Origin of the sequence: Vibrio sp. 10N.261.54.A5, from assembly GCF_041471145.1 — a bacterium.
In the GTDB taxonomy this organism is placed as follows: domain Bacteria; phylum Pseudomonadota; class Gammaproteobacteria; order Enterobacterales; family Vibrionaceae; genus Vibrio; species Vibrio crassostreae_C.
In genome coordinates this window covers 12,780-29,980 of record NZ_JBFRNU010000021.1, presented here as the reverse complement: position 1 = coordinate 29,980, position 17,201 = coordinate 12,780, and the positions used below count along the sequence as shown (strand labels likewise).

Sequence of the window (17,201 nt, the reverse complement as noted above, 5' to 3'; positions counted from 1 at the left end):
GAACCCTAGGGTTCCCTTTTTCTATTTCAGTAAGCTGGTTAGCGTTACTTGAAGTTGGTGAGATAGAACATTGAGCGTCCGACTACCATTTCAAGGATTCGAACTGAGTCGTTGCCTAAACTGTCCAACATCTTTTCACGAAATTCGCCGTTCGAGCTGAGGTTAAATTGCTCAGGGTTCTTTATTTGCGAAGCATGGAAAAACATCAATTTAATCACGTATCGAAACTGCTCATTATCTAGAGCGGCTTGCCAAGATTGGATAAAAAGCGCTTCCGATGAAAAGTCTAGACTGTCTATAACGATCGATAGCATGTGTTCGTGAAGTACTGAACGAATAGCGCGGGTCGACGGATAATAGCCCTGAAGCGTCGTTAAACTAATGCCAACCTCTTGAGCAATCCTTGCATAAGTTAGTGCTTCATGTCCTTCAGCCAGAAAAAGGTTTAGTACGATCTCATCGTAGTTTTTTTGATTTTCTAGTTTCTGTACTTGAGTAATTCGAGCCATTACAAATCTCTACTGATTGTAACATTCTGTAAACGAGTATATTAAGAGCTTATGAATTAAATCTCAAACTCCAAGGGTAAATAACTGGTCAATTTATCGTTAAATATAGTCAGTATTGTGTCATTGGTTCAATTATCAATCAGATTTTGGCATAAACAAAAACACCGCCCTATTGAGCGGTGTGTTATTTAAAGTCTTTGTTTATCTATGCTAATTCAGATGACTAGAACGGATACCAAAATAACTGCGGCTCTAGAATGCGTTTCGCAATGGCTAACACCACGATAAAAGCGATGACACCTAAACAAACAAAGTCGATACGTTTCAAAGGTGCATAGCTATACCAAGTGCGAGCTTTGTGTCGGCCAAAACCTCGTAACGTCATTGCGTTAGAGATCTCGTCTGCTCGGTCCAAGCTAGAGAAAATGAGCGGGCCTAGAACCTTAGCCACATTTTTGATTCGAGTAATTAGAGGCGCTTTCTTTGAGAGCTCTACACCACGAGCCTGTTGAGCATGCATGATATTGATGAAGTCCTTCTTAACTTCTGGCAAGTAACGCAGTGTTAAGCTGACCGCATAGGCGATCTTGTAGGGAACACCGATACGGTTGAGGCTCGCAGCAAACTCCGTTGGATGCGTTGTGAAGACAAAAATCAACGCTATCGGGAACATGCTCATGTATTTGAGCGTCACAGTAACCAAGTAAAACAGAGTCTCTTGGCTCAACGAGTAGTTACCCGGCAATGTCAGCAATAAGGTTTTGCTGCCGATGAGCTCAGTACCTTGCTGTGGAGCCAGCAGATACATGAACAAAGCATTTAGGCTCAATACACTCGCCGTACCCAATAACAGAGGCTTATATACGCGTACAGGCACATTGGTCAGCTTTAGCAGGTATAAACCAGTCACAATAAGCAGTGCAATCAATCTTAGGTCGAACGTAGTTAAGACCACGGTTACCCAAGCTAAGAAGAGCGCAAATTTGGTGATGCCGTTAAGTGCATGAAGCGGTGATTTTGTATCAATGTAATTGATGCCGAATTTTACTTTTGATACGTTCATTGAGCGCTTCTCTCGTAGTCGATGAAGTACTGCATGAATGCGTTGGTGTCGTCGATTTTCATCATAGTCGCGAGTTCATAAATGCTGGTGGTACAAAGATTTGCGCGTTCTAACAGCGATGGCTGACTGAATACTTCCGTCATCGCGGCATTGGCAATCAGCTTGCTGTCAGCAATGACAATTGAGCGTGTGGTGTACTCTAGAACAAGGTGCATGTCGTGTGAGATGATCACAACGGTAATACCCAAATCACGATTAAGCTTTTGGATGAATGCCAGCATGGATGTGTAGTTACGGTAGTCTTGACCTGCTGTCGGCTCATCCAAGATAAGAAGCTCAGGCTCCAGCACCAAAATAGAAGCGATGGTTACTCGTTTTTTCTGACCGTAGCTCAGTGCTTCGATCGGCCAGTGGCGGAACTTACTCAGCCCACACAACTCAAGAGCATGCTCTACTTTTTCTGTGATCAGCTCTTCTGCAATGTTGCGGTTACGAAGACCAAAAGCAATCTCATCAAAAATCATATGATGCGAGATCATATGATTTGGGTTCTGCATCACGACACCGACTTTCTGGCTTCTTTCAAAGATAGAAAGCTCAGATAGGTCTTCACCATTTAGATAGGAAGAGCCTGAATCGGCATCGATCACACCCATGATGAGTTTAGTGATGGTAGATTTGCCTGAACCGTTTTTGCCTAAGATTGAAACGAACTCACCCTTACCAATCTTAAAGCTGACATCTTCGAGAGCGTTCTTTTCACCATCGTAAGAGTAAGTCAGGCCGTGGACCTCAAGCAAAGGTTGGTACTGCTTCTCGGCAACTGGAGTCGGGCGCTCTGCAAACCAAGCCTGAACCGCAGGGCGGAATCTTTTGTAATCGAGAGCTTTGAGGTTTGATAGCTTATCTTCACTGGTCAAAGGTGCTTTCGCTGCCTTCAGAGCAGATAAATAAAGTGGTTCACGAATACCGTGTGTTTCAAGCAGTTCAGAAGCTAAGATTTCATCGGGTGTCATGTCCGCGACAATTTCACCGCGCTCCATCAAGATCACTCGATCGATATCGCGATGTAGTACATCTTCAAGGCGATGCTCGATGATGACTATAGTCTTGTTGGTTTCTTTATGCAGTTGGTCGATGATTTCGATAGTCGCTTTACCCGTTTTCGGGTCAAGGCTAGCCAAAGGTTCATCAAACAACAGGATGTCAACGTCATCAACTAAGATGCCCGCTAATGACACGCGTTGTTTCTGGCCGCCGGATAAATCATGTGGCGAGCGATCAAGCATATCTGCTAAGTCGACCATTTTTGCTGTCGACTTAACCAGAGGGTACATATCAATGTTCGACACTAACTGATTTTCCAGTGCGAATGCGATGTCTTCGCCAATACTCAAACCGACAAATTGGCTATCAGTATCTTGTAATACTGTGCCAACCTGCTCGGTATAGTCGTGCATAGAAAAATCAGAAATGTTCTTACCGTTGATCTCTAGAGAGCCAGTCACCTCACCTTTGATAGCATGAGGAATCAGACCGTTAAGGCATTGACCTAGGGTAGATTTACCACTACCGCTTGGTCCAATAATGACGATTTTCTCTCCTTTCTCTATCCTTAGATTGATATTTTTTAGCGTCGGTTTATCCAGCGACTCATATCTAAAAGAGAAGTTCGAAAATGCTATAGTCATTATCGCTTATGCCTCAGTCAGGTTACGGCTTTGTTTGTTGCGTTTAGCGACTGATTTTAGGATCAGTAAGCCAACAACAGCGATCAGAACGGTGTTACCCGCAGCAATGATAGAGAGTTGAGTGAAGACTTTAGTAAACGGTTCTGCATAAAGGATGGTATCTAGGAATGCAGAGCAGCCGTAACCAACCACATTACCGGCAAGGGCAAGTACCACAAACAGCGCGAAGTCCTTCATAGGCAACTCACCTTGCTGAAGGCGGTTCTTGGTCAACATCGGGAATAAGCCGATAACCATGCCTACGATACCTGAGCCTAAAACCCAAGTTAACCACACACCCCAGCCTGCGAACAGATCCGTTACCCAGTGACCGATAAAGCCAACTAAGAAGCCAACAATAGGGCCGAACAAAACAGAAAACAGTGCTAGAACTGCCATTGCTGGTTTCAATGTCGTGTTAGCAAACACTGGGACACCAAACATAGGTAAACCACCAATGCCGTACAGTGCCGCGCCAATGGCGATAACGACCACTGTTTTAGCTGAAAAGTTCATAGATAACCTCGAATTCTGAAAAATAAAGCAAAATAAAGAATAAATATTCGCCATTATTAATATGCGTCTCAATGAGAACGTTTTTTGGGCAAATATAAAAAATAAGGCGCGCATTATACAGTAGAACCTTTCCATAAGGGAAGGTAAGTGTCTAGATGTCTAAAATTCCATCTGAACACCTAAATATCGTGTAAAAAGCGTAATTTTACGGTTAATCCAGCAACAAAAAAGCCAGAGCGAGTCTGACTTTTTCATTCGTCTTAACAATGTGTTAAGCGGGTTCGTCACGTACCTTTGACCGTTTAGTGGTCTAGGTATAGATAGTTTTGCCAACTCTTCATGCGAATAAGGACCTTGCGCATGATTGAAACGTGGGTGAAGCTGTCAGAATAAACGGCAACTTCAACCGCGGTACCCATAGGTAAATGGTAGTCAGACAGGTCATCAGTGATGGTCATTTTAGCAAATACGCGTCCATTAGTACGAAGTGCATTGGTACCAATAAGTGTCCCGCGCGCTTGAATTTGACTCTCACCAATAGCTGGGATTATTTCATCAATGCGTCCTTTGAAAATCTTGCCTGGTAGTGCTCTGAATAAAAATTCAGCTTCGAAACCAGGATGCAGTCGTTGCAATGAGTTTTGTCTGAATGCTGCGATGTAGTATTTTTCTTCCGTATGGACAAATGTCATGACAGGAGCAAGAGGTAGCGGTACAGCCATTACGCCTGGACGCAGTGCTAGTTGTGTAACATATCCATCCGTTGGTGCTCTCACGACCGTTTGGTCAAGGTTGAATTGAGCCTTACGTAAGTCTGCAAGTAACCCTGCCACTGCGGTGTTCTCGCCACCAATTTCAGAATTTAGAGCGATCTGAGCTTGTTGTTGACTTGCTTCTGCTACTTTTACTGCTGCTTCCGATGCCTTATAAGCTTGTCTACGAGTATCCAATTGTTGTTCGGTAAACGCACCACTTTCAAAGCCACGCTTATAACGAGAAAATTCGCGTTGCGCTTTGTCTCTTTCTGCAATCGCTTTGATTTTAGCAGCTTCAGCTTCAGCAACTTGAGATTCAAGCCCAAGTGCTCCTTGGCTTGCTTCTTTTACTTTCGCTTCGAGCTTAGCGACTTCTGCTTCAAAAGGGATAGGGTCAATTTTAAAGAGGATGTCTCCTTTCTTTAAAGGAGAATTCGCCTCAACAGGAACCTCAATGACTTTACCTCTAACGCCTGAAACAATTGGAGTCGTTGAGTAAACTTGGTTGCCAAGTTGTGTGAAAGGATGGTTGTAGTTCATTAATAGGATCAATGTTCCTACGATGACCACACCACCGAGCACTGCGGTAGGCACTGTCCATTTGTTTAGTGGGATATTAAATACTTTGAAAATAGTGATACAAAGTGCCGCGTAGGTCATTATCAGTAGTAAATCCATTACTTAGCCTCCTGATCTTGAACGTTGTTTGACTCTTTTTTTGTGCTGCTTTGTTTAGTATTTGCTTGTTTGAGCTGTGCGATCTCTTCTTGAAGGGTGCTAACTTGATCGATTAAAACATCCACTCGGTGATGAATATCGTGCTGCTCTTCTTCGAGTTTTTCGAAGCCCCAGCCTCGGTCTTTCCGCCATAATGTTGCCCAAATCCATAGAAAGGGCCAAATTGTGTGCAAAGTGAATAGGCTAACCCAGCCTGAGACGTGAATTGCGTCTTGGTGAGGATGATTACGTTCTTTGGCTATTTCATAAGGGATATCGTGAATAACGATGATGCCGTAAAAGATGACTAGAGCAACGAAAATGAGTAAGCCGAGTGCAAAGTAGTCTAAAAACATAACAGATCCTTGTAATGTTAGATGTTAGTTATAAATATAGTACGCTATCATCCAAGTAATTGTTATAAAAATGATTTACTGAGTTATAAATAATGAGTGTTCGCTTCTAATGTGAGCAAAACCATTGACGAATCTTATAAAATCTCATCGCGTTTGAAGAGGCTATTTCGGCTTTCTGGTTGGTATTTTAGCTGAAATGATGACAGCTACGATTCTAAATGACGTGCACAACCACAAAGGATAAACACGGATGTATATAGGTGAATTGGCGGCTATTGGTGCTGCGATTGTGTGGGCGTGTGCGACATGGATTTATGGACAGTTTGGTCATCGCTTCTCTGCGATGCAATTGAACATTGTTAAGGGTGTAGTGGCGTCAGGGATGATGTTGCTGGTGATGCCTCTTATTCCGATGCCGGAGTTTGAACTGAGTACCAACCATTTTCTGATATTGGCAATTTCAGGTGTGATTGGCATTGCGATTGGAGATAGCGCCTATTTTGCGGCGTTGAAAAGAATCGGTGCCAATAAGACGCTGTTACTGGAATCTTTAGCCCCGCCTCTTTCTGGTGTGCTGGCATTAATGTTCCTGGGCGCTGTATTGACAGTGCAAAGTTGGCTCGGTGTCGTGATTACAACACTAGCGGTGACCTTCGTTGTCTTCCAGCCATCAAAATCGGCGAGCGGTGAATCGAATAACAAAGCGCAGTGGGGTGGCATTGGTTATGGGCTTGTGGCGAGTGTCTGTCAGGCATCTGGTGTGGTTATTTCTCATTACGCGTTAGTGGCGGGTGATATCCCACCATTGTTAGGTGCTTTGATTCGCCTGACGATTGGCGTGTTTGCTGTGATGCTGATTATCCCTTTCGTTGAAAAGAAGCCGTATTCATCGATAAAAAGAGATTTATGGGAAATGACCAAGCTCGATAAACTGTGGTTACTAGGAGCAATCTTTGTCGGGACGTTTCTCGCTCTATGGCTTCAACAAGTGGCGTTGAAGAATGCTAACCCTGCGATTGCACAAACGTTGATAGCGACCAGCCCGGTCTTTATTTTGGTGATTTATGCGCTGAAAGGGGAGAAGGTGTCAAAGCAAAGTATCATAGGCACACTTGCCGCCCTTGCTGGTATTTCTCTGTTCTTTTATCAATAAGCAGTTGGCTAAGCTACAGAGCTATATGCCACTACTCTGTACACACTTGATTACGGCCGTTGGCTTTAGCTCGGTATAGCGCTTTATCCGCACGGTAGAAGGTGCGTTGAGTATTCTCTCCGTCACGATGCAAAGTGATACCAATACTCACGGTCAAACCACGCTCCCCAAGTATTTCATGCCATCCAAATTGGAAGATGCGCTCTCGATAATTTTCAGAGTGCATTTCTGCCTTCGGAAGATCAGTGTTCTCTAGAATGACGAGGAACTCTTCTCCACCAAATCTGACACATGACGCGCCTCTAAACTTAAAGTATGAACGTAGCTCTTGAGACACACTAACAATCGCTTTATCGCCCACTAAGTGACTCAGTTCATCATTGATAGACTTGAAGTGGTCAATATCAATAACCATCAGTGCGAAAGAGGTATCGTGCAACAGCATGTCTTTCAATTTCACATCTAACCAGCGACGGTTGTGTAACCCTGTCAATGGATCGGTGAATACGTCTTGTTGAAGCTGAGCAACCGCATTCTTGTGTTGTTCCGTTGTCTCTTTCAGCTCTTTGTTCTCTTGTTCAGAGAGAATGAGTTTAAGTTGTAATTCAAAACGGGACAGGCGGCGTAGTTGGCTTGCACCGAGTTCACTGATCGGGATCTGCTTCATCAGATCGGTTTCAATTCGGTAGCCTTTTTTCTCATAGCTTAGCGCTTCTTGAAAACGCCCTTGATTCATACACACATCACTCAGCGAATCGTAGAATCGTTTTGCAAGTACTGGCGACGAGTAGGCTTTCACGCGTTTGTCTGTGCTCGACAAAATCATGCTCGCGTAGTCTTGCTTGCCGGTTGCACTTAGGCAATGTGAGAGCTCTAGACGAGTCATGGTTGCAAGCCAGCTTGCTTGAGTGCTGTTGGCTGGGTATTGAACCTTAGACAGACAGCGTAGCGCTTCATGGTGTTTTTTCTTAGCGCGCAGCACCTTTGCTTGGTAAAGCAGTATTTGAGCTGTGAGCAACTTGTCACTGACCAAAATACTCAGTTCTTCGCACTCATTCAGTAAATCGCTGGCTGCTGTAATGCGATTGAGTAGAAGTAGGCTTGCTACCATATGCAGCTTGAATTTGAGGCGAAGTGAGCGACTGCTTATCGCATGGTCTATGCTGCTGATTTTTTGGTAGTAACGAAGTGCTCTGTTGTGATCGCCATAGGAATCACACAGGTTGCCCATGCCTAAAATAGCTAATACATACTCATCGATATGACCGTGTTCAACCGCGATAGTCGATGAACTGACGAATTCATTGAGTGCTGAGGTGTAATCACCAGTTTCAACTAAGCGGTCACTTAAACTGGTTTTGACTGTCAGAATATCTTCGATATCGGCAGGAAGGTGGAGCAGATCGAGTGCTCGTCTCAACTCTTCGATACTGGTTTGATTTTGTTGTAACTCGGCACGGTATTCAGAGCTAATGATATAGCAGTGCGCTTGCTCTGTTTGCGTTGTCGAAACGTGCTGACGAATGTGGTTCCAGAAGATGATCGCTTCTTCACCTGATACTGATGAAGGGTCTAAACCGGCGTCTGTGATCTTGCTTAATAGAGTTTCCATTATTCTATTACCTCAGCATCGTCTTCTTCTAATTGTTCAAGCGTGAACGGGAACGTCAAAATATCATTGAGGCTGACGGTCGGTTTCGAACCCTTTAGTCCTTTTCTATGCCATGGATAGATATCAAGCATGGTGCTGAGAGTTTGGAAGGTTTGCTCTGCGGCTTCGCCTTTTTCGGAAAGCATAAGGGCCACACGTTCAGAACTTAGCCTTGCGATGAAGTCATTCTGGTTACATAAAGCATGAGCAATCTCGGTACAGACATCTAAGTAATCAGTATCGACATGATGGAACATAATGATGCTGTGGTTTGAACGTTTAAGCTCTGTCTTGAACAGAACCAACTTTTCCCACCAAAAGGTTTCAGAGACAACGTAAGAGAGGTGCTTTTCAGGATCGTACTCGTGCTGACCGCGAATACGATTAATCAGTTTTCGTGCTCTCTGTTCAAGTTGGCGTTTTGAACTGCGTGCTTTGTCCAAACCGACACGTGTCGTTTGCTCTTTGAGCATGCCGATAGAATATTGACGGTACTTTTTAAAGGCGACGAGCGCGGCTTGGAAGTCTTGGTTTTCTTCCGCCACCAAGGATTGTTGGTAACAGATTTGGCTCAGCAACTCGCCATTATCGAACTCGTTTGCGGATTGTTCTGCGAGCCTCAGTAATTCCGCCGCTTGTTCTGGTCTTTTTCTCAGGAGCTCCAATCTAGCTCGGCTGATGTATGAGTGCGCCTTCATCCAAACTAGGTTGTGTTCAACTGCCAGATTGTGCGCTTTGGCCGTGGCGCGCTCCGCGTCATCTAAGCGTTCAAGACCAAGTAGGGCAAGGCCTCGGAAGTCCCATACCTCTGCATGCCAAGTGTTATCTTTATGGTCTTTTAATGCTTCTTCTGCACCGTCCAATACCGACAGCATTTCAACATAGTTGTTGAGCAGGTAGTAATCCCACGCAAGCAGTATTCTGGCTTTACCCTCTAACCAACCAATGCGGCTGTTGTTAGCAACTTTAACGGCAAGCTGGTGGGTAGAACGTGCAAGTTTATATTCGTGGGTCATCCGCCAAATATTGCCAAGGCCAATGAGGCATTCAATTTGAATTTCGACTTCATCAACCAACGCGGACTGCTCTAAAGCATTGATCCAGAACTGTTGGGCGGAATAGTACTTGGCTTGTCCCCAGAACTGGAGCGCGTGTAAATGGAGGATTTCAGGGAGAAAAAGGTCGGTATCTAATCGGCTTTGGCGCTTGTAGGCTTCCTTGATGTATTTTAAACCTTTTTGGTAATCCATCAGGTTCCAGCTACATCTTGCCATTAACATTAATGACTGGATGGCACCCTCTTCAAACAGAACTTGCTCTGATCGGACTAGGCACTGTTGGGCAATCTCTAGGATCACCGATGGCTCAGAGTCGACACGAGTTTTGAGTTTTTCTAATTCTGTTTCAAGAAGGTACTGATTTTTGTCCAAGACTTACATCCATGATTATCGAACATATTGATAACACAATCATTATAAGAGTGTAATTTGAGATAAGCACCAATTATCTTTCGTAGAGCGTCAAAGGAACATCGATCTTTTCTAATTATGGGTGTTACCTCATGTTGTCGCTTTAAAATCAATGAGTTCCCGAATAATTACCTAGAGGCTTTGTTGCTATGAAAGTAGTTGCTTTAGAGTTAATGGCAGCTCCCCTACGCCTAAGCGTTGTGCTGCCGTGAGCCCTTGCTTATCTTGGTAGCACAGATTGTGCCAAGCTCTAAATATGTCGAGCAATGGAAGAATGCCCCCAGGACGAAGCTTACGTCTGGGCTCATTAATAAAGCTATCAAATAACAACTGAAAGCGCTGTTGATAGAACTTAGTTTGTTGAATTGAGGCTGTGTTAAACCACTGTTTTGGTTCTGGATTGTTACCGGTTAGGTAGCAGATACCTTTCTGGTTATCACCCTGATTGGCAATAGCCCAGCGATCTCGCCACCAACTCATGTGAACGATGTCGATCTTTTCAAAACTTTGGTCGTCTTGCCAGCCTGAATCTTCTTCGACATACATGAGGTCAATATTTTGACTCTGAATGCGCGGCAAACATACACTTAAAGCGGCAGATCTTAGTAATGGATCTTGTGGCATATAGATGGCGACATGCTTGTCTTCGTTACACATATCCAACACATGTAAGAAGTGAGCATAAGAGGTATAAGGCGGTCGAATGAGAGCGCCTTTTGAAGGGTAACTAAATGTGGTGAGGTTACCCATAGGGTCCTCAACGTTACCTCTCGCAAGAATCACTTGGTACTGCTGTTCAATGCGCTCTTTTAGTTTGTCAGAGGGCTGAGGCAGTTCGAGATTTGCTTCTGAAGAGTGCTCTTTGGATACAAATCGTGCCACATCATCATAAGGGTTATGGTCGACGTTTCCTGATGGTTCTTCATTTTGAGAGTAGTTAACGTGTTGGCAAAGTATATAGCCAGAATGCGCCTCGCCCGTCGCTATCCACACCACACCGTTGTTACTTTGTGGTTGCAGACGCTGGTAGTGAGATGCGAACTCGTAATCTTTCGCATGGTTAACCCATCGTGCATCGATCATCGCTAATTTACGACGACAACGGCTCGCGATATGGTCAACATGATCATAGAAAGTCTTTGGGTTGATCTCTAATTTTCGGCAGATTTCACGTACGGAATAGCCCATGAACAGTAAGCCCATGAGGTTCTCTTGAAATTGGAGTTTTTTATTGGATCCAGACCATTTATCAACGAAGGTTGTTTGGCAGTCTTTGCATCGATAACGCTGCCTGTCGCCACTGTAGCCGAAGGCATGATAAAGATGTTTATGGGTATGAACCGATAAGCCGAAGTTATCGCAATCATCATTACGACAAGCAGGGAGCCCGTCGCTGTGAAGTTGTCTTAGGCGATGAAGTTCGCTTAACACTTCACGATTGTTAAGTAAGGGGGGGAAAGCTCCACATTCACGACAAACCATCGCTGGACGCTTAGGGTTCGCGTGTTGCAAAACATACCGTTTTGCATCGCTCAAGCCAAAGTTGTCACACGCCAATGTTTTACAAAAGTTGAGTTGCAAACCATCCGCATCTTTTGGCAGCTTGTCGTTAGACACGATCTCCCCCTCGGGATTATTTGAGCAGCCAAGCGAGCCTGGCTGCGGGGTAACGCTTTTCAATGTATCTTTTATCAAATCGTTAGATGTTGATTGCTGTCTCTAGAGCAACTTTCATCATGTCGTTGAAAGACTTTTGACGCTCTTCAGAACTTAGTTTTTCACCACGGATGATGTGGTCAGATACTGTTAGGATAGTTAGTGCTTTAGCACCAAGGTCTGCAGCAACGCCGTAGATACCAGCCGCTTCCATATCAACACCTAGGATGCCTAGCTTTTCCATTTTTTCGAAAAGGTCAGCTTCTGGAGTGTAGAAAAGGTCTGCAGAGAATACGTTACCAACTTTAACTGGAACTTCTTGTGCACGAGCTTGGTTTACTGCTTCTTCTAGAAGACCGAAATCAGCGATAGCAGCGAAGTCGTGGTTGTTGAAACGAATGCGGTTTACTTTTGAGTCAGTAGATGCACCCATGCCGATAACAACGTCCATTAGTTTAACGTCGTCACGTACCGCGCCACAGCTACCTACACGAATAACGTTTTTCACGCCGAACTCAGCGATTAGCTCGTGTACGTAGATGCAGCATGATGGGATACCCATACCGTGGCCCATTACAGAAACTTTCTTACCTTTGTAAGTGCCTGTGTAGCCAAACATGTTGCGAACGTCACAAACTTGCTTCACGTCATCAAGGAATGTTTCTGCAATGTATTTTGCGCGAAGCGGGTCGCCCGGCATAAGTACTGTTTCTGCGAAATCACCAGCTTGAGCATTAATATGAGGTGTAGCCATGGTCGTTCTCCAAAGTTTAAACGGTAATTATAGGAACAGGATTTAATCAATTACCGATTCTGTTGAATTGAATTCGTTTTGTTGAGGCAATATTAGCGAGTTAGAACATGGCTCCATGAGACTTTAGTCACAAAATAGGTCTGCCATTATAGTTTTATTAATATTGATAACCAAATATGTTGAAAGCGTAAAGGCAATCGATTTTGTATGGGTAAATTGCAAGTGAATGAGAAGAAAAGGCTTACATATAAACTTGTTGCCTATTAGTTTCGAGACAACAATACGTTGTAGAGACGTTTGATCAGAGATAATCTAAACTTTGATAAAAGACAAACCAAGGATTTGTATGTCGTATTGCGTTAACTCGACGCCTTTGCAGTCAATGAAAACACGACTCCACAGGGCGGCGTCGTTTGTTGTAAGAACTACTTTGCTTGCCAGCGGGATAGCTTCATCGTGGGTGTCTGCTGCAACCTTTGAATTGCCACCAACGGAAAGCCGCATTGTGGGCAGAATCCAGCAGCATGAAGTGGCGGCGGGCGAAACCTTGGCCATCATTGCCAAGCAATACGATATTGGTTTTCTCTCTTTAATGGCAGCCAACAAAGGGGTGGATCCTTTTCTTCCCGCGGAAGGCTATGTGTTAAGCATTCCAAGCCGCTTGATTTTGCCTGACACCCCAAGAAAGGGGATTGTCATCAATCTTGCTGAGTTAAGGTTGTATTACTTTGAGCCTGAGAAAAATCAGGTGCATGTTTTCCCTGTCGGCATCGGTCGAGTGGGGCGTGATACTCCCGAGATGATCACCAAGATAAGCCAAAAAAGACCGAATCCAACATGGACGCCACCAAATTCAATCCGCAACGAGTATCTTGAAAAGGGCATTGAATTACCGAGAGTGGTTCCTGCCGGGCCGGAAAATCCATTGGGAGAGTACGCTTTGAGGCTTGCTTATGGCGCTGGCGACTATTTGATCCATGGTACAAACAAAGATTTCGGGATAGGTTTACGAGTTAGCTCTGGTTGTATCCGAATGGAACCTAAAGACATTGAGTGGCTGTTTGAGCAAGTGAACCGTGGTGAACAGGTCACCATTATCAATGAGCCGATTAAGGTGTCATTAGAGCCTGATAGAAGTGTGTTTGTAGAAGCGCACGAGCCATTAACTCGAAGTGATGGTTCAAAGAAATCATTACAGATCCCTGTGGAACTAAAATGGTGGCTTGAAGACGCAGAACTGCCAAATTCAAAGGCGAAAGCGGTTATCTTTGCTCAAAACGGCGTACCTGTAGAGATAGCACCACCTGTGATTGAGTTTTAATTCGATTGCCTCTTCTGCAACAAGGGGCGGTTTTATCTTGTTTACTCGCATTAGTGTCACCCAAAAAAAGCACCACATCCGATAAGAAGTGGTGCTGTCTATATACTGCTTTTTGCGACTTATTTAATCTACAGCTTAATCGCGATTAGATCTCAAACTACTTAGTGTAAGACTCAGCGATGTTGTCGATGCGTTCGTTAGCACGATCCGCTTCTTCTTTCGCTGCCATAGCGGCTGCTTCTGCTTCTTGAGCCTTCATTTCTGCGGCTGCTTTGTCACTCTTAAGTGCTTCAACTTCGCTTGTAAGTTGAGCCACTTGGTTAGTTAGTTGATCCATTTCTGACACTGCAGCTTCTTCTGGTTCTGAAGAACAACCGGCTAAAATGAAAACTGATGCTGCAGCTGCGATTAACGTCTTATTCATAAGAACTCCTTGCTTATTTATCATCAAAAGATGCGCTATACATTCTTTATCATATAGTCGCTTCATTAATGATTGTAGCGACTAATTTTTTAACTGCAAAAACAATAACTAAAGAAATTGCTAAATTTTTGAGTTAATTAGCTAAGTATCACGTTGTGTCTCATTTATGAGATGAAGGATTTAGAGACGACTTGAAGGTGTTTTTGGAGAGCTATCCCTTTGCTAGCAATGCATACGTTGTTCTAGCTAAAGATAGATAAAGGGATAAATTTACTGTGATCTCTATCCTTATAAAGTACTTTCGCGGTATCATGTCACGTTAAATTAATTTTATTCAATACCATCATGACTGGAGAGTCCTTTGCACTTTAAAGATTTAGGCTTAGATAACCGCTTACTGAAGAACTTAAAACATTACGACTTCAAGAAGGCGACAGAGATCCAATCAAAAGCGATCCCTGTTGCTATTGCTGGTAAGGATCTATTGGCTTCATCAAAAACGGGATCAGGAAAAACATTGGCGTTTGTGTTGCCAATGATACATAAAGCATTAAAAACAAAAGCGTTTTCTGCTAAAGATCCTCGTGGTGTAATTTTGGCTCCTACTCGTGAGCTAGCGAAGCAAGTTTACGGCGAACTGCGTAGCATGCTTGGTGGTCTGTCTTATGAAGCGGCGCTTATCTTAGGTGGCGAGAACTTTAACGACCAAGTTAAAGCACTGCGTAAGTACCCTCGTTTTATCGTTGCGACTCCAGGCCGTCTTGCTGACCACCTAGAACATCGTTCATTGTTCCTAGATGGTGTTGAAACGCTAATCCTTGATGAAGCGGACCGTATGCTTGATCTGGGTTTCGCTCCAGAACTTCGTCGCATTGCCAATGCAGCTAAACACCGTCGTCGTCAAACGTTGATGTTCTCTGCAACGTTAGATCACGCCGAAGTAAATGGCATTGCAAATGAAATGCTAGACGCACCTAAGCGTATCTCTGTTGGTGTTTCTAACGAGCAACACTTAGATATCACACAGAAATTCTACTTATGTGATCACCTAGATCACAAAGAAGCGATTTTAGACCGTGTACTGGAAGAAGCTGAATACCGTCAGGTAATGATCTTCACAGCAACACGCGCTGATACTGACCGTTTAACAGATAAGTTGAACGAGAAGAAGCTTAAAGCGGTAGCACTGAGTGGTAACCTAAACCAAACGCAACGTAATGCTATTATGAGCCAGTTCGAGCGTGCGGTTTACAAGATCTTGGTAACTACCGATGTTGCTTCACGTGGTATTGATATTCCAAACGTGAGCCACGTTATCAACTTTGATATGCCTAAGCATACGGAAGAGTACGTGCACCGTGTAGGTCGTACTGGCCGTGCGGGTAACAAAGGCGATGCGATTTCTTTGGTTGGTCCAAAAGACTGGGACAGCTTCAAGCGTGTTGAACTTTACCTTCAACAAGATTTGACCTTCTCTGTACTTGAAGGCCTAAAAGGTAAATTCAAAGGCATTAAGCCACGTAAACCTGCGTTTGCTAAAGGCGGTCCTGCTAAGAAGAAGACCAACACTCAAGCGAAGAAAACGCCGAAGAAACCAGTTAAGCGCGATAAGAGCTTCCACCAAAATGTGGCCGTGGGTGATACCGTGTTTATCCCTAAGAAGAAAGTCGCACCAAAAGTGGACGACGAGTAATCACCAGCCAGTTTTAAAGCGTTTGCTAGTAAAACTGACATAAATAAAAACCGCCAATATTAGGCGGTTTTTTTGTATCTCGACCTTGGCTCAGCCATTACTTTTCGATATTTAGTTAGAAATTGAACGTCGAGAACGAATACGCCAAGATGTGGTCGGCAATGTATTTATGAGTAGCTGTAGTTGGGTGTGTCACGCCCCAAAATACATAACTGTCTGAACCATAGGTGGCACAGTCATTGGTTAAGCTGTGGCTTCGCAAGTAGTCCGCGGCTGAGCTTCGATTGATATTAAGACAAGCATCACTCGCGTTTCGAAAGCCATGTTGTTCTGGGTTATCGGTAATGCTGGCGAACAACGCACTTGCATCGAACAACACCACGTTTTTCCCCATACCTTGGTAATACTCGGCTTGAGCTTTGATGAACTGGTTGAATTCTAAGATCTTGCCACGAACTTTTATTATCTCTTGTTCGGTAGAGTATTTGAATTGAGGGGCTTTGGTTGCATCGGGTAAGGTGAACAGCAGGATATTGTTCGCACCAGATTCTGTTAAGCGGATCAGCGCGCTGCTAAAGTCAGCCTTTACATCGGCGACTTCTCGGTTGTAATTCATGAAGTCATTGAGGCCAAACTCTAAAGTAAACAGTGAGTTTTCCGGACGATAGTTTTTGGCGACTTTCATGTAGGTCAGATAAGAGGTGACTTGATCATAAACACCAGTCAATGCCACGTATTGGTTGGTACCTGCTGCGCCACCTACAGCCCAATTATACAAAGGGACGTCTTTGGCTTTTGCTAGGTATTCTGTCCAGACTAAGCCATTAGAAAAATGCCCTAAAAACCACGAATCTGCGTTGGGGAAAACCCATTGAGACCCATTAAATAGATTACCAGTGTCGGACAGGCTATCACCAAAGGTGACAATACGATTGATGCTACTGGCTTGAAAAGCGTTGTCGTTGGTCCAGATTGAGTGGTTGTAAGAGAAGCGATTATCTGCGGCAAAGTAGGTGATGTCAGCGGCGTCATGTTGGATGTCGAGCGTCTGTTCGCAACGTTGTTTAATTTCCGATTGCGGGGCATCGCTGTAGAACATGTTTTTGAATGAAACGGAAGACCACCAATATCCGTTGATCGTGTAGTAATCACCATTCTCTTTCTTTGCCCACTTCCAGTCGGTGGCTGGGGAGTCATGAGAGGCATCGGTTCGATACCAACATCTAACATATGAATAGGTCTCTGAGCCTTGTGCACTGAGTACTTGTGCAGATGTAATCGATTCAGGTGTTGGTATTGAGTCTTCAGCGGCATAAGCGCCAAAAGGCAGGGCTAACGTGAGTATTAAAGCCGTATTTTTCATCACTGTATTCTCTTTTATATTTAGATGAGCCAAACAGAAACGCTGTTGCTTGATAAGTGGATAAGTGGATA

15 protein-coding genes are annotated in these 17,201 nt (G+C 44.1%); 3 read left to right on the top strand and 12 right to left on the bottom strand.

What is annotated here, in order from left to right:
- Positions 1–44: 44 nt before the first annotated feature.
- The 6 genes from AB4329_RS06360 to AB4329_RS06335 form a co-directional block, all read right to left on the bottom strand.
- Positions 45–509, bottom strand: coding sequence for a TetR/AcrR family transcriptional regulator (locus AB4329_RS06360; protein ID WP_372137854.1), 465 nt, complete (start codon positions 507–509; stop codon positions 45–47).
- A gap of 223 nt (positions 510–732) precedes the next feature.
- Positions 733–1,572 carry an energy-coupling factor transporter transmembrane protein EcfT gene (locus tag AB4329_RS06355; protein WP_017064241.1) on the bottom strand — a complete coding sequence of 280 codons (840 nt, stop codon included), beginning with the start codon at positions 1,570–1,572 and terminating at the stop codon, positions 733–735.
- Positions 1,569–3,263, bottom strand: coding sequence for an ABC transporter ATP-binding protein (locus tag AB4329_RS06350; protein ID WP_017061873.1), 1,695 nt, complete (start codon positions 3,261–3,263; stop codon positions 1,569–1,571). Before AB4329_RS06350 ends, AB4329_RS06355 begins: the two co-directional genes overlap by 4 nt.
- Before the next feature lie 6 nt (positions 3,264–3,269).
- Entirely contained in the window at positions 3,270–3,818 is a 549-nt protein-coding gene (locus tag AB4329_RS06345; RefSeq protein ID WP_017066579.1) for an ECF-type riboflavin transporter substrate-binding protein, read from the bottom strand.
- Positions 3,819–4,120: 302 nt separating this feature from the next.
- Positions 4,121–5,251 carry an HlyD family secretion protein gene (locus AB4329_RS06340; RefSeq protein WP_017061874.1) on the bottom strand — a complete coding sequence of 377 codons (1,131 nt, stop codon included), beginning with the start codon at positions 5,249–5,251 and terminating at the stop codon, positions 4,121–4,123.
- Positions 5,251–5,646, bottom strand: a complete 396-nt coding sequence (locus tag AB4329_RS06335; protein WP_017061875.1) for a DUF3302 domain-containing protein — start codon at positions 5,644–5,646, stop codon at positions 5,251–5,253. Before AB4329_RS06335 ends, AB4329_RS06340 begins: the two co-directional genes overlap by 1 nt.
- A 250-nt stretch (positions 5,647–5,896) precedes the next feature.
- On the opposite strand from AB4329_RS06335, the gene AB4329_RS06330 reads away from it, so the two are divergent.
- On the top strand, positions 5,897–6,799 hold the full coding sequence (locus AB4329_RS06330) for a DMT family transporter (RefSeq protein ID WP_017061876.1): 903 nt from the start codon (positions 5,897–5,899) through the stop codon (positions 6,797–6,799).
- A 31-nt stretch (positions 6,800–6,830) separates the two neighbouring features.
- Here the strand turns inward: AB4329_RS06330 and AB4329_RS06325 are convergent, their stop codons facing one another.
- The 4 genes from AB4329_RS06325 to deoD all read right to left on the bottom strand — a co-directional run bounded on the left by AB4329_RS06325 (position 6,831) and on the right by deoD (position 12,329).
- On the bottom strand, positions 6,831–8,411 hold the full coding sequence (locus AB4329_RS06325) for a GGDEF domain-containing protein (protein WP_017061877.1): 1,581 nt from the start codon (positions 8,409–8,411) through the stop codon (positions 6,831–6,833).
- Positions 8,411–9,880: a hypothetical protein gene (locus AB4329_RS06320; RefSeq protein WP_017061878.1), complete on the bottom strand. Its 1,470-nt coding sequence runs from the start codon at positions 9,878–9,880 to the stop codon at positions 8,411–8,413. The genes AB4329_RS06325 and AB4329_RS06320 overlap by 1 nt, the downstream gene beginning before the upstream one ends.
- 186 nt (positions 9,881–10,066) lie before the next feature.
- Positions 10,067–11,536: a lactate dehydrogenase gene (locus tag AB4329_RS06315; protein WP_017061879.1), complete on the bottom strand. Its 1,470-nt coding sequence runs from the start codon at positions 11,534–11,536 to the stop codon at positions 10,067–10,069.
- 82 nt (positions 11,537–11,618) lie between these two features.
- On the bottom strand, positions 11,619–12,329 hold the full coding sequence (gene deoD, locus AB4329_RS06310; RefSeq protein WP_017061880.1) for a purine-nucleoside phosphorylase: 711 nt from the start codon (positions 12,327–12,329) through the stop codon (positions 11,619–11,621).
- Positions 12,330–12,675: 346 nt separating this feature from the next.
- Between deoD and AB4329_RS06305 the strand changes: the two genes are divergently transcribed.
- Entirely contained in the window at positions 12,676–13,650 is a 975-nt protein-coding gene (locus tag AB4329_RS06305) for a L,D-transpeptidase family protein (RefSeq protein WP_372111989.1), read from the top strand.
- A gap of 157 nt (positions 13,651–13,807) precedes the next feature.
- Here the strand turns inward: AB4329_RS06305 and AB4329_RS06300 are convergent, their stop codons facing one another.
- Positions 13,808–14,074 carry an Lpp/OprI family alanine-zipper lipoprotein gene (locus AB4329_RS06300; protein WP_017061882.1) on the bottom strand — a complete coding sequence of 89 codons (267 nt, stop codon included), beginning with the start codon at positions 14,072–14,074 and terminating at the stop codon, positions 13,808–13,810.
- 361 nt (positions 14,075–14,435) lie between these two features.
- On the opposite strand from AB4329_RS06300, the gene AB4329_RS06295 reads away from it, so the two are divergent.
- Positions 14,436–15,767, top strand: coding sequence for a DEAD/DEAH box helicase (locus AB4329_RS06295; RefSeq protein WP_017061883.1), 1,332 nt, complete (start codon positions 14,436–14,438; stop codon positions 15,765–15,767).
- 115 nt (positions 15,768–15,882) lie between these two features.
- Here the strand turns inward: AB4329_RS06295 and AB4329_RS06290 are convergent, their stop codons facing one another.
- Entirely contained in the window at positions 15,883–17,130 is a 1,248-nt protein-coding gene (locus AB4329_RS06290; RefSeq protein ID WP_372074510.1) for an SGNH/GDSL hydrolase family protein, read from the bottom strand.
- Between the last annotated feature and the right edge of the window lie 71 nt (positions 17,131–17,201).

Bases quoted from the DNA above. Each gene is read 5' to 3' on its own strand.
- AB4329_RS06360 (WP_372137854.1), bottom strand. From the start codon at position 509: ATGGCTCGAATTACTCAAGTACAGAAACTAGAAAATCAAAAAAACTAC.
- AB4329_RS06355 (WP_017064241.1), bottom strand. From the start codon at position 1,572: ATGAACGTATCAAAAGTAAAATTCGGCATCAATTACATTGATACAAAA.
- AB4329_RS06350 (WP_017061873.1), bottom strand. From the start codon at position 3,263: ATGACTATAGCATTTTCGAACTTCTCTTTTAGATATGAGTCGCTGGAT.
- AB4329_RS06345 (WP_017066579.1), bottom strand. From the start codon at position 3,818: ATGAACTTTTCAGCTAAAACAGTGGTCGTTATCGCCATTGGCGCGGCA.
- AB4329_RS06340 (WP_017061874.1), bottom strand. From the start codon at position 5,251: ATGGATTTACTACTGATAATGACCTACGCGGCACTTTGTATCACTATT.
- AB4329_RS06335 (WP_017061875.1), bottom strand. From the start codon at position 5,646: ATGTTTTTAGACTACTTTGCACTCGGCTTACTCATTTTCGTTGCTCTA.
- AB4329_RS06330 (WP_017061876.1), top strand. From the start codon at position 5,897: ATGTATATAGGTGAATTGGCGGCTATTGGTGCTGCGATTGTGTGGGCG.
- AB4329_RS06325 (WP_017061877.1), bottom strand. From the start codon at position 8,411: ATGGAAACTCTATTAAGCAAGATCACAGACGCCGGTTTAGACCCTTCA.
- deoD (WP_017061880.1), bottom strand. From the start codon at position 12,329: ATGGCTACACCTCATATTAATGCTCAAGCTGGTGATTTCGCAGAAACA.
- AB4329_RS06305 (WP_372111989.1), top strand. From the start codon at position 12,676: ATGTCGTATTGCGTTAACTCGACGCCTTTGCAGTCAATGAAAACACGA.
- AB4329_RS06300 (WP_017061882.1), bottom strand. From the start codon at position 14,074: ATGAATAAGACGTTAATCGCAGCTGCAGCATCAGTTTTCATTTTAGCC.
- AB4329_RS06290 (WP_372074510.1), bottom strand. From the start codon at position 17,130: ATGAAAAATACGGCTTTAATACTCACGTTAGCCCTGCCTTTTGGCGCT.